Below are 12263 nucleotides of genomic sequence, written 5' to 3'. Positions count from 1 at the left end.
AGTACAGCCAGCCGTCCCTTCCCTGCGGGGGGCCCTGTCCCGGGCCCCCCGCGCCCTGCTGCCTCCAGCCCTGCCGGCGCAGGACACCTGGCACGGGCGGGCACGGTCTCCTGCGACGACCGTCACACCGCGCGCAGCAGCTCGGCGGCCCGTTCCGGGGCGATGTCGTTGATGAAGACGCCCATGGCCGACTCGGAGCCGGCGAGGTACTTCAGCTTGTCGGCGGCCCGCCGGACGCTGAACAGCTGCAGGTGCAGATGCCCCAGCTCACGCTCGACGCGTACCGGTGCCTGGTGCCAGGCGGCGATGTAGGGCATGGGCGTGTCGAACAGCCCGTCGAAGCGACGCAGCAGGTCCAGGTAGAGCGGCCCGAACGCGTCGCGTTCCGCGTCGGTGAGCGCCGGCAGGTCGGGCACCGTCCGGTGCGGCGCGAGGTGCACCTCGAACGGCCACCGGGCGGCTGCCGGGACGTACGCCGTCCAGTGCTGGTTCGCCGCCACCACCCGCTCGCCGGTGGCGCGTTCGGCGGCCAGCACGTCGGCGTAGAGATTGCCGCCACCGGTGCGCTCGGCGTGCCGGCGGGCCGCGTCCAGCAACGACCGCGTCCGGGGGGTGATGAACGGGTACGCGTAGATCTGCCCGTGCGGGTGGTGCAGCGTCACCCCGATCTCCACGCCCCGGTTCTCGAAGCAGAAGACCTGCTCGACGCCGGGGAGCTTGCCGAGCACCGTGGTCCGGTCGGCCAGCGCGTCCAGCACGGTACGCACCCGGCTCGGCGGCAGCGCGGCGAAGGAGGCGTCGTGGTCGTCGGTGAAGCAGACCACCTCGCAGCGCCCCTGCCCCGGTCGGGCCGCGGTGAACGGGGTGATCGCCGCCGGCTCCGCCACCACCCGCTCGCTCAGCGCCGGGAACCGGTTCCCGAAGACCGCGACCGCGTACTCCGGGGCCGGGATCTCGCTGAGCCGGTCCGCCGTCGAGGGGCAGAGCGGGCACTGGTCGGCCGGGGGGAGGAAGGTCCGGGTCTGCCGGTGTACCGCCAGCGCCACCCACTCGTCGGTGAGCGGGTCGTAACGCAGTTGGGAGGCGGGTGGGGGAGGCGGCAACGGGCGCCGGTCCGGCTGGTCCCGGACGGCGTCGTCGCGCTCGTCGAAGTAGATCAGTTCGCGGCCGTCGGCCAGGCTGATCGCCGTACGCTTCATCGTGGAGTCCCGCCGTCGGGGACCGGCACGACGATCAGCTCGCCGACCCGGTCGCTGAGCACTCGTCGGGCCTGCGGCGTCAACCGGTCGTCGGTGACCAGCACATCCGCGGTGCCCAGGTCGGCGATGGCGGAGATGCCCACCGTCTGCCACTTGGTGTGGTCGGCGAGCACCACCAACCGGTCCGCCGCCGCGACGAGCGCCCGGTTCGTCTCGGCCTCGGTCAGGTTCGGGGTGGTGAAACCGGTCCGCTCGGTTATCCCGTGCACGCCGAGGAAGAGCAGGTCGAGGTGCAGGGTGCGGACGGCGCCGACGGCAAGTGGCCCGACCAGGGCGTCGGAGGGAGTGCGTACCCCACCGGTCAGCACCACCGTCTGGTCGGCGCGGCCCCGCTCGTGCAGGATGTCGGCCACCGGCAGCGAGTTGGTCACCACGGTCAGCGCCGGCACGTCGACCAGATGCCGCGCCAGCTCGGCGGTGGTGGTGCCGGCGGAGAGCGCGATCGCTGCTCCGGGGCGGACCAGCTGGGCGGCCCGCGCCGCGATGGCCGTCTTCTCGGCCTGCTGGCGTACCGACTTGGCCTGGAAGCCCGGCTCGTCGGTGGCGCCGGCGACGGTGGCGCCACCGTGCACCTTGGCGAGCAGCCCACGTTCGTGCAGCAGGTCCAGGTCGCGGCGGACGGTCATCTCGGAGACGCCGAACTCGGCGGCCAGTTCGCCGACGCGCACACCGCCGGTCACCCGGACCCGGTCGAGGATCGCCGCATGGCGTTGCCGCGCAAGCATCGACCCCTCCCCGCAGTCACATGAGCGAACACATCCGAACAGAAACAAACACTAGCGTCCGGAGTCGATCACTGGAAGGGCGCTGTCCCGGGCGTCAGAGGGCGGGCAGCCGCGGCTCCACCCAACCGGTCTCGGTCAGGTGGTGCAGGACCCGCTGCACCGCCTCGTCGACGGTCAGATCGGTGGTGTCCAGCACCAGATCCGCGTCGGTCGGCTCCTCGTACGGGTCGTCGATGCCGGTCATCCCGGTGAGCAGTCCCGCCCTGGCCCGGGCGTACAGGCCCTTGCGGTCGCGCTTCTCGCAGACCTCCAGTGGCGTGGCGACGTGCACCAGCACGAACCCGGCCCCCGCCGCCATCGCCATCTCCCGGGCGATCGCCCGGGCCTGGGCGTACGGGGCGATCGGGCAGCAGATGCCGATCCCGTGGTGCCGGGCGATCTCGGCGGCGACCCACCCGATCCGTCGCACGTTCGTGTCCCGGTCGGCCCTGCTGAAGCCCAGCCCGGCGGTCAGCTCGCGACGCACCACGTCGCCGTCGAGCAGCGTGACCGTACGCTCGCCCTCCTCGCGCAGCGCGTCGGCGAGCCCCCGGGCGACAGTCGACTTGCCGGAACCGGAGAGCCCGGTCAGGAACACCACCAGGCCACGGTGCCGCCGGGGCGGTCGGGCCCGACTCAACTCCTTGGCCACCGCCGGAGGGGTGTGCCACTCGGGCAGCGGGAAACCCCGGTCCAGCAGGTCCTCGATCTCCGCCTGGCTGAGCGCCAGTCGCCGGTTGCGCGGCGGGATGTCATCGCGCCAGCGCCACTGGCCGTCCCGGTTGTCGTAGGCCAGCTCACGGGGCACCAGCACCCGCAGCCCGGCCCCGGAGAGCATCTCGCCGGTGGAGAGCAGGTGGGTGACGCCGTACGCGGCGGAGACCCGGGCCAGCAGCAGGGCGTCACTGATCTCGTCGCGTCGCCGGGAGAACGGCACGGCGACCAGGGTCGCCGGAGGCATCCGGTCCCGGGCGGCGAACACGCTGCGGACCAGCGCCTCCGGCGGCAGTCCGCCGGTGCCGTCCTCGCCCACCGGAATCATGATCAACAGGTGGGCGCTCAGGGTGCGTACCGCGTGCGCGATCTGGGCCAGTTGCGGCCGGTGCAGCGGGCGGTCGGCGACCACCCCGAGCACCCGACCCGGCGGCAGCATCGCGCGGATCTCCTCGGGCGTACGCCGCAACCGCTGGAACGGGCCGTGAGCGCCGTCGCCCAGCCGGCGCACGGTGCCGCCGACCCCGGCCACCGCGTCGCGGATCGACCAGACGTCGGCCACCTCCAGGGCCGCCATCGGTGCGCCCTCGCTGTCGGTGAGTACCAGGGCCCGACGGGCCGGATCGGTGAGGTCGAGTTGCTGCGCCAGCGTCGCGGGCACCTGAAGGGTGACGGCGACCGGCCACGGGGTGTCGTCGACCAGCCGGCCCCGGCGGCTGACCGAGACCAGGTCGGCCCGGGTCATGAAGCCGGTCAGCGGCGCGTACGCACCGATCAGCAGCAGCTCGAGATCCGCGAGCTCACCGGGACGCGGCGTGTACGTCGGTGCCTCCCGCAGCACCTCGTCGGGCAGCACCCACCCGTTGCTCATCAGACCCCCAACTCCGGCGACCGGCACACAGTTTCGCAGCCGGCCGCCGATCGGTCGAGAGCGCCACCACGTCCGCCGGGCCACCGGTGCCGACGGGTGCCCGTCGTCCCGCGAGTCGACTGCTCACAGCGGCCGGCAACCGGGCTGGCAGTGCCCGTCGCCGGCCGCTCCGCGCGCTCGACCTCAACCCAGGGTGGCCGCTCCGAACGAGACGGCGAACCGCTTGCACCAGATGGAGACGCTTGTCAGGTCGGTCAGCTTGACGTCGTCCGGGATCGCGTAACCCTGGTCGCCACGATTGCCCTTGAGCCGCCCCAACTCGACCCAGCGGCCGTCGTCGAACACGTGCCACCCGTCCCGACCCTCGATCACCGGCTGGTCGGTCAGCCAGACCCGCAGGTCCGGGCCGTTGGAGGTGTTCAGACCGACCAACTCCAGCCGGTGCCGCCCGTCGGCGGTGCGCACGATGCGCGCGCTGCCGGAGGTGTCGTGTTCGTGACTGACGAAATCACCGGAGCTGACCAGCGTCGCCGCCGTGGCGTCGGGGGAGGCGGGCGCGGCGGAACCGGTCGGCGCGGCGGAGTTCGCCGGGGTGGCGACCGTCGTCAGTCGCTCGGACACCTCGGCGTCGGTCAGCAGCTTCCAGGGCTGGAACCAGTACAGACCGAAGGCCGAGCCGGCGGCCACGACGGTGATCGCGATCCACGTCAACGGGGTGCGGAACAGGCGGCGACTGAGCATGTCCCAGTTTGTCGCGGGTGACCGCGCCGTGTCAGCCGCGCAAACCTTACGAACTGCGAACCGACTGCCGGGCGCGGCGGAGTCGTCGGCGCACGGCCCGCTTCAGCCGTTGCCACCGCCCGGCCCTGGCCGACGGCGGCCGCCGCCTCTCGACCACGGTCAGCGTGCCGTCGGCGGCACAGGACACCGCCAGCGGTAGCTTCGCGTCCCGGGTCAGCCCGGCGGCGGTGAGCCGCGCCTTCAGGGTCCACTCGCCGTGGGACCGACCGTCGTCGAGCGAACGGAAGTCCGCGGTCGCCTGTCCGCGCCACCGCAGGTGCGACTCGCCGGACGCGGCGGTCACCCGATCGACCTCGAAGCTCACCGGGAGGAAGAACTCGTCGCCGTCGAGCCGCCGGGCGATGACTTCGAGCTTTGCCCGGTTCAACTCGTCGGTGCAGTCCAGCAACTCGTCCGCGATGCCGCTGACCGGCAGGACGAGTCGATCCCGACCGCCGATGTCGGTGTAGGAGACAGGTCCGGTGCGGGTCCGGAGTTTTCCGGTGAGCGTGACCGTCAACGTGTTGTCGGTCGACTCGTGCGCGGTCATCCGGACCTGGGCGCGAATCCCGGCCTCCCACTCGGCCAGCCGGAACAGCTCCTCCACCAGGCCCTGCTCGGCAAGACTCGCGATGGTGCGCTCAAGCGCCGGTAGCGCACCGGCGACCCCCGGCGCGAAGTGCTCTCGGATGGTCTTCTGCACCTGCACGACGACCTGCTCGGCCCAGTCCCGGGGCGCATCGCGCAGACGCGCGCCGCGTAGCCGGCGAATCATGGCGCTGCGCAGCCAGCGCCGGTGCATCTTGTCTCGCAGCGGCCCCGGTTCGGTATGCGCGTCGACGATGTCGAGCACCTCGCGGAGGCTGCCGAAGTAGCCGGCGGGCTCCAACCGGTTGGCGGTCAGGTTGGCACCGTCGGAACGCCGCGCGTGGTGGTAGCACGTGTAGTCCGACAGGACGCAGGTGCGGCGGGAGAGCAGATACGCCCGGGTGACCAGATGATGGTCCTCCAGCCGTTTGCGGCCCTCCTCCGGGAATCGTAGGTCGTGTTCGAGCAGGAACGCCCGGCGGAACATCTTGTGGCAGGTGAGGCTCTCCATCAGCGGGGACTTGTCCAGCTTGGCGTCGGGACGGTTGACCCGGAACAGCGACCGGGGCACCGACCGGCCATGCCCGGCCATCCGGCCGATCGCGATGTCCGCGTCGTTCTCTCTGGCGTACCCGTACAGCCGCTCCAGGGCCTCGTCGGCGAGCCAGTCGTCGTCGTCGACGAACTGGACGTACTCCCCGCGAGCCTCGGCCACCCCCAGGTTGCGCGGGCGGGACGGCCAGCCGGAGTGTTCGACATGCAGCACGCGAAGGTGCGGGTGGGCGGCGGCCAACTCGTCCAGCCGGGCGGGCGTGGAGTCGGTGGAACCATCGGCCACAAAGATCGCCTCGAACTCGGTGGCGGGCAGCGACTGGCGCAGCAGCGAGTCGATGAGCTTGTCGATTGAGGTGCCCGGGTTGTACGTGGGTACCACCACTGTCACCTTGAGTAAACCGTCGGTCATTGCTCTCCCGATGAGTGCGTTGTCTTCACGGCCTCCACATGACGGACAGTCTGTCTCAGCAACCTCCACTCGTGGGGCACCGGCTGCCACCGGGCACGCCCCGGCGGCTGCCTCCCTAGGGGGAGTCGGCGTACCGGTATCAGGGGAAACGGGGGTTGCTTCCGGAGCGCGGCGCATTGTCCGACACCTCTAGGCTGACGACGTGACACTGATCGCAACCGAGTCGTTGACGAAGGTCTACGGCGGCGGGGTCACCGCACTGTCCGATCTGACGGTCGCGGTGGAACCAGGGATCGTCGGTCTGGTCGGCGCCAACGGCGCCGGCAAGTCGACCCTGATCAAGCTGCTGCTCGGCCTGCTCACTCCCACCCGCGGCCGGATCCAGGTACTGGGCCTGGACCCGACCGCCGATACGGCGGCGGTGCGGGCCCGGGTCGGCTACATGCCCGAGCACGACTGCCTGCCGCCCGATCTCTCCGCCGCCGAACTGGTCACCCACCTGGGGCGGATCAGCGGCCTGCCACGCACCGTCGCCCGGGAACGGGCCTCCGAGGCGCTACGCCACGTGGGTCTGCACGAGGAACGCCACCGGCCGGTGGGCGGCTACTCCACCGGTATGAAGCAGCGGGTCAAGCTCGCTCAGGCGCTGGTGCACGATCCCGACCTGCTGCTGCTCGACGAGCCCACCAACGGCCTCGACCCGGCCGGACGGGACGCGATGCTCGCGCTGGTACAGCGGATCGGCACCGAGTTCGGCATCTCCGTACTCGTCTGCTCGCACCTGCTCGGCGAGGTCGAGCGGATCTGCGACACCCTGGTCGCCATCGAGGGCGGGCGGCTGCTGCGGGCCGACCACATCGCCGCCATGACCTCGGCCACCGACGTGCTCGCGGTCGAGGTCAGCGAGGGCACCGAGGCGCTGGCAACCCGGCTGGCGGCGCTCGACCTGCCGGTCGGCCGGGAAGGCAGGCTGCTGCTGGTGCCGCTGGCCGACCAGGGCACCTACGACCTGATCCTCGGTGCGGTGGCCGAGCTGGACCTGCCGTTGCACCGGCTGGACCAGCGGCGGCACCGGGTGGCCGAACTCTTCGCCCGGAGGGAGCACAGCCATGCCTGAGCCGACCGGCGTCATCCACGACATCGGCTACCAGCGCTACACCGGTCCCCGGCTCGGCCGCCGACACGTCTTCGGGGCGCTGTACCTGCACGGGGTGCGGACCGCCTTCGGGCTGGGTCGCAGCGCCAAGGCGAAGATCTTTCCCTGGCTGGTGGTCGGCATCGTGCTGCTGGTCGCCGCCGCGGTGACCGCGATCCGCAGCCAGATCGGCGAAGTGATCATGACGTACGCCCAGTTCGCCGACGCGATGAGCTGGCTGGTCATCTTCTTCGTCGCGGTGGCCGCGCCCGAACTGGTCTCCCGGGACATGCGCAGCGGGGTGCTGCCGCTGTACTTCTCCCGGCCCCTGCCGCACGCCGACTACCCGCTGGCCAAGCTGCTCGCGCTCGCCACCGCACTCTTCCTGCTGCTCGGCGCGCCGCAACTGCTGATGTTCCTCGGCGGTGCCTTCACCGCCGACGGCATGGGCGCGGTCTGGGACGAGCTGCTGGACCTGCTGCCCGGGCTGCTGTACGCCGGACTGTGGGCGGTGGTCTTCTCCTCGGTCGGTCTGCTGATCGCCTCGCTGACCGGCAAGCGGGCCTTCGCCGCTGGCGGGATCGTGGCCGTGTTCCTGATGACCACGCCGATCGTCGGCATCCTGACGGTCCTGCCCTCGCAGACGGCGAACCAGCTCGCCGGCATCGCCTCGCCGCCCACCCTGGTGCAGGGCGTCGGCCTCTGGACGATGCGCGACCTGCTGGTCACCGAGGCCAACACCGCCGACCTCGACCTCGGGCCGTTCGGCCCGGTGTACGCGCTGGCCGCCGTCGCGCTCGTGGCGGGCTGCGTCGCCCTGCTGCTGGCCCGCTACAAGAAGGTGGCCGCACGATGACCATGACGAACACCGCCGCACCGGCGGCCACCACCACCAGCACCCTCGACCTGGCCGGCGTCTCCCGCTGGTACGGCAACGTGGTGGCGGTGAACAACGTGAGCATGAGCCTCGGGCCGGGGGTGACCGGGCTGCTCGGCCCCAACGGGGCAGGCAAGACCACCCTGCTGCACATGATGGCCGGCTTCCTCACCCCGTCCCGGGGCGCGGTGACCCTGGACGGCCGGCCCACCTGGCGCAACCCTGAGGTCTACCGGCGACTCGGTCTGGTGAGCGAGCGGGAGGCGGTGCACAGCTTCCTCACCGCGTACGAGTTCGTGCTGGCCACCGCGAAGCTGCACAAGCTGCCGGATCCGCAGGCCGCGGCCCGCCGCGCCATCGACCTGGTGGAGATGGCCGACGCCCAGGACCGCCGCATCGGCACCTACTCCAAGGGCATGCGGCAGCGCACCCGGGTGGCGGCGGCGCTGGTGCACGACCCGCAGGTGCTGCTGCTGGACGAGCCGTTCAACGGCATGGACCCGCGCCAGCGGTTGCACATGATGGAGTTGCTGCACTCCCTCGGCGACGCGGGTCGGACGATCCTGTTCAGCTCACACATCCTGGAGGAGGTCGAGCAGGTCTCCGGCACGGTCCAGGTGATGGTCGCCGGCCGGCTGGCCGCCTCCGGCGACTTTCGGACCATCCGGCGGCTGATGACCAACCGGCCGCACGTCTTCGCCATCCGTTCCACCGACGACCGGGCGCTGGCCGTCGCGTTGATGGCCGAGACGTCGGTGAGCGGGGTCGAGTTGGGGCGCGACGGCCTGACCGTACGCGCCGGTGACTACGGCGCCTTCACCCGGATGCTGCCGAAGGTCGCGCTGGCCCGGGGCATCCGGGTCCAGCAACTGATACCCGAGGACGAGTCCCTGGAGAGCGTCTTCTCCTACCTGGTGGAGGCCTGATGTCCACTGTCTCCTGGATCACCGTGCGCGGCCTGTTCGGGCGTCGTCGGTTCCTGCTGCTGCTGCCGCTTCCGGTACTCCTGGTGGGGCTGGCCGTGCTCTCCCGGGGGCTCGGGGTCGAACCCACGGACTGGGGTCCGCCGGTGCTGGTCGGCCTCGGGTTGGCCGTGGTGCTGCCGGTTGTCTCCCTGATCGTCGGCACCGGCGTGCTCGGCGCCGAGATCGACGACGGCACGGTGGTGCACGTGCTCACCACGCCACTGCCGCGCTCGCAGATCGTGCTGCCGAAGCTGGCCGTCGCGGCCGGGGTCACCGCGGTCACCGTCGCGGTCCCGCTGTTCGCGGCGGGCCTGCTGGCCGATTCGGTACGCCTCGGCGCGGCGCTCGCCGTCGCCGCGTCGGTCGGTGCGCTGGCCTACACGGCGTTGTTCGTGGCGGCCAGCCTGCTCACCCGGCGACCGGTGCTGCTCGGTCTGGTCTACGTGCTGATCTGGGAGGGGCTGCTCAGCAACGTGGTCACCGGCACCCGGGTGCTGTCGATCCAGCACTACGTGATCGCTTTGGCCGACCGGCTCGCTCCGACCGACCTGCTCGCCACCACGGTCTCCGTGCCGGTGGCGGCGGTGATGACCGCACTCATCATCCTCGCCGCCACCTTCCTCTCCATCGACCGCCTCCGCTCCTTCTCGGTAGCCGGCGAAACCAGCTGACCTACGTTCAGGCGGGTGTCGGGAGGCAGCACTTTCGGGGGAAGTGCTGCCTCCCCGGCTGTCGAGGCAGCACGTCTCCCGATGTTGCGCGGCTGCCTCAGAAGGCGCAGGCGATGACCAGTTCGGGGGTGCGGTCGGGGAGCAGGTCGAGCTTGTTGATGCGGCCGGCGGCGCGCAGGTCGTCGATGACCAGCGTGAGCTGGTCGAGCAGGGCCGCCGGGCCGAGCGCCTCGGCCAGCGGCACCTCCGCCCTCATCGACAGCTTCCGCTCGGACTTGGCCCGGCGGACCTGCCCCAGCGCATCGGCGGCGAGCCGGAGCAGGTGTGGATCACCGTCACCCTGGATCGTCCGGCCCACCTCGTACGTGGTCGGCCATGGCGCGCGGTGCACCGAGCCGTACCGCCACCACGACCAGACCTCCTCGGTCGCGTACGGCAGCACCGGCGCGAACAGCCGCAACTGCACCGACAGCGCGGTGGCCAGCGCCGCGCGGGCCGAGTCGGCCCCGGCCCCGCTGCCGTAGGCGCGTTCCTTCACCAACTCGATGTAGTCGTCGCAGAACCGCCAGAAGAACGACTCGGTGGCCTGGAGCGCGGCCGTGTGGTCGTACCCCTCGAACGCCGTCGTCGTAGTGGCCACCACCTCGGACAGTTCGGCGAGCATGGCCCGGTCGAGTGGTTCGGTCGCCGGGGCGCGCAGCGCGTCGGCGGCGCCCAGGCCGAGCGCGAACTTCGACGCGTTGAGCAGCTTGGTGGCCAACCGCCGGCCGATCCGGATCTGGGCCGGGTCGTAGGCCAGGTCGGTGCCGGGCTTGCCGCTGGCCGACCAGTACCGCACCGCGTCCGAGCCGTGCTGTTCCAGCAGCGCCATCGGGGTGACCACGTTCCCCTTGGACTTCGACATCTTCTTGCGGTCCGGGTCGAGGATCCAGCCGGACAGCTCCGCCGTCCGCCAGGGCAGCTCGCCGTGCTCCAGGTGCGACCGGACCACCGTGGCGAACAGCCAGGTGCGGATGATGTCGTGCCCCTGCGGGCGCAGGTCCATCGGGAAGACCCGCCGGTACAGGTCCGGATCCCGTTCCCAGCCGCCGACGATCTGCGGGGTCAGCGACGAGGTGGCCCAGGTGTCCAGCACGTCCGGGTCGCCGACGAAACCGCCCGGCACTGCGCGCTGCGACTCGTCGTACCCGGGCGGGGTGTCCTCGGACGGGTCGATCGGCAGCGCGGACTCCGCCGGCGTGAGAGGCTGGGTCCAGTCCGGTTCGCCAGCGTCGTCGAGCCGGTACCACACCGGCACCGGCACCCCGAAGTAGCGTTGCCGGCTGACCAGCCAGTCCCCGGTCAGACCGCCCACCCAGTGCTCGTAGCGGTGCCGCATGTGCTCCGGCACCCAACGCAGCTCCCGGCCGCGGGCCAGCAGTTCCTCCCGCAGGTCGGTGTCGCGGCCACCGTTGCGCAGGTACCACTGCCGGGTCGAGACGATCTCCAAGGGGCGGTCGCCCCGCTCGTAGAACTTCACCGGATGACTGATCGGACGCGGCTCGCCGACCAGATCGTCCGCCTCGGTGAGCTGCTCCACCACGATTCGCCGGGCACCGTTCACGGTCTGCCCGGCCAGCGCCGCGTACGGCCGCGCGGGCACCCCCGCCGGTGGCTCCGGCGACAGCCGGCCGTCCCGGCCGATCACCACCCGGGTGTCCAGGTCCAGGTCCCGCCACCAGGTCACGTCGGTCAGGTCACCGAAGGTGCAGACCATCGCGATGCCGGTGCCCTTGGCCGGGTCCGCCAGCGGGTGCGCGCGCACCGGCACCTCCACCCCGAAAACGGGGGTACGCACAGTCGCGCCGACCAGGTCCGCGTACCGCTCGTCGTCGGGGTGGCAGACCAGCGCGACGCAGGCCGGCAGCAGCTCCGGCCGGGTGGTGGCGATCAGCACCGCCCGCCCGCCGGGGCCGTGGAAGCGCAACCGGTGGTACGCGCCGGGGCGTTCCCGGTCCTCCAGTTCGGCCTGTGCGACGGCGGTGGCGAAACCGACGTCCCACAGTGTCGGTGCCTCGGCCTGGTACGCCTCGCCCCGGGCCAGGTTGCGCAGGAACGCCCGCTGGGAGGTGGCCCGGGCCACCGGGCCGATGGTGGTGTACATCAGCGACCAGTCCACCGACAGGCCGAGCCGCCGCCACAGCGCCTCGAAGACCTGCTCGTCGGCGACGGTCAGCCGCTCGCACAGCTCGATGAAGTTACGCCGGGAGATGGGGTTCGGGTTCTTCCGCGCGGCGTCGTCGACAGGGTCGCCCGGCGGTGCCCAGTCCGGGTCGTACGGCAGCGACGGGTCACAGCGCACCCCGTACACGTTCTGCACCCGACGTTCGGTGGGCAGCCCGTTGTCGTCCCAGCCGATCGGGTAGAAGACCGTCCGGCCGCGCATCCGCTGGAACCGGGCGACCAGGTCGGTGTGCGTGTACGAGAAGACGTGCCCCATGTGCAACTCGCCCGATACGGTCGGCGGCGGGGTGTCGATCGCGTATACGTCCGACCGCTGCCTGCTGCGGTCGAACGCGTACGTGCCCTCCTCCTGCCAGCGGCGCGACCAGGTCTCCTCGAGCCCGTCCAGGGTCGGACGCTCGGGGACGCCGGTGCGGGCCGTCCTCGCCGTATCAGTCATTCGCCGATCGTAG

General features: G+C 71.6%; 10 protein-coding genes. 4 read left to right on the top strand and 6 right to left on the bottom strand.

Annotated features, from left to right (window positions below; translation table 11 throughout):
- Positions 1-122: 122 nt before the first annotated feature.
- The 5 genes from galT to ENC19_RS15015 form a co-directional block, all read right to left on the bottom strand.
- The gene (galT, locus tag ENC19_RS15035) at positions 123-1199 is read right to left on the bottom strand and encodes a galactose-1-phosphate uridylyltransferase (RefSeq protein ID WP_164447791.1); all 1077 of its coding nucleotides are present in this window, start codon (positions 1197-1199) and stop codon (positions 123-125) included.
- Positions 1196-1984, bottom strand: coding sequence for a DeoR/GlpR family DNA-binding transcription regulator (locus ENC19_RS15030; RefSeq protein ID WP_164447790.1), 789 nt, complete (start codon positions 1982-1984; stop codon positions 1196-1198). The genes galT and ENC19_RS15030 overlap by 4 nt, the downstream gene beginning before the upstream one ends.
- 94 nt (positions 1985-2078) lie before the next feature.
- Positions 2079-3608, bottom strand: a complete 1530-nt coding sequence (cysC, locus tag ENC19_RS15025) for an adenylyl-sulfate kinase (protein WP_164447789.1) — start codon at positions 3606-3608, stop codon at positions 2079-2081.
- Between the two features lie 183 nt (positions 3609-3791).
- A complete protein-coding gene (locus tag ENC19_RS15020) occupies positions 3792-4349 on the bottom strand; it encodes a DM13 domain-containing protein (protein ID WP_164447788.1) in 558 nt (185 codons plus the stop codon).
- Between the two features lie 46 nt (positions 4350-4395).
- A complete protein-coding gene (locus ENC19_RS15015; RefSeq protein WP_164447787.1) occupies positions 4396-5940 on the bottom strand; it encodes a glycosyltransferase family 2 protein in 1545 nt (514 codons plus the stop codon).
- A 202-nt stretch (positions 5941-6142) separates the two neighbouring features.
- Here ENC19_RS15015 and ENC19_RS15010 point away from each other — a divergent pair, with 202 nt between their 5' ends.
- Genes ENC19_RS15010 through ENC19_RS14995 form a run of 4 tightly spaced genes read left to right on the top strand, consistent with a single transcriptional unit; the run spans position 6143 to position 9588 of the window.
- Complete coding sequence (locus ENC19_RS15010; protein ID WP_164447786.1) at positions 6143-7057, top strand: ABC transporter ATP-binding protein; 915 nt, start codon at positions 6143-6145, stop codon at positions 7055-7057.
- A complete protein-coding gene (locus tag ENC19_RS15005) occupies positions 7050-7931 on the top strand; it encodes an ABC transporter permease (RefSeq protein WP_164447785.1) in 882 nt (293 codons plus the stop codon). Before ENC19_RS15010 ends, ENC19_RS15005 begins: the two co-directional genes overlap by 8 nt.
- Before the next feature lie 2 nt (positions 7932-7933).
- Positions 7934-8878, top strand: a complete 945-nt coding sequence (locus ENC19_RS15000) for an ABC transporter ATP-binding protein (RefSeq protein WP_373688941.1) — start codon at positions 7934-7936, stop codon at positions 8876-8878.
- Positions 8878-9588 (top strand): ABC transporter permease, encoded by a 711-nt coding sequence (locus ENC19_RS14995; RefSeq protein ID WP_164447783.1) that lies wholly within the window; start codon positions 8878-8880, stop codon positions 9586-9588. The genes ENC19_RS15000 and ENC19_RS14995 overlap by 1 nt, the downstream gene beginning before the upstream one ends.
- A gap of 97 nt (positions 9589-9685) precedes the next feature.
- On the opposite strand, the gene valS is transcribed toward ENC19_RS14995, so the two are convergent.
- The gene (gene valS / locus ENC19_RS14990; protein WP_164447782.1) at positions 9686-12250 is read right to left on the bottom strand and encodes a valine--tRNA ligase; all 2565 of its coding nucleotides are present in this window, start codon (positions 12248-12250) and stop codon (positions 9686-9688) included.
- Positions 12251-12263: the final 13 nt, after the last annotated feature.

It is taken from the genome of Verrucosispora sioxanthis (assembly GCF_010560025.1).
GTDB classification, from domain to species: Bacteria; Actinomycetota; Actinomycetes; order Mycobacteriales; family Micromonosporaceae; genus Micromonospora; species Micromonospora palythoicola.
The sequence above is the reverse complement of the archived record's forward strand: the minus strand, read 5'-3'. Positions and strand labels throughout refer to the sequence as shown.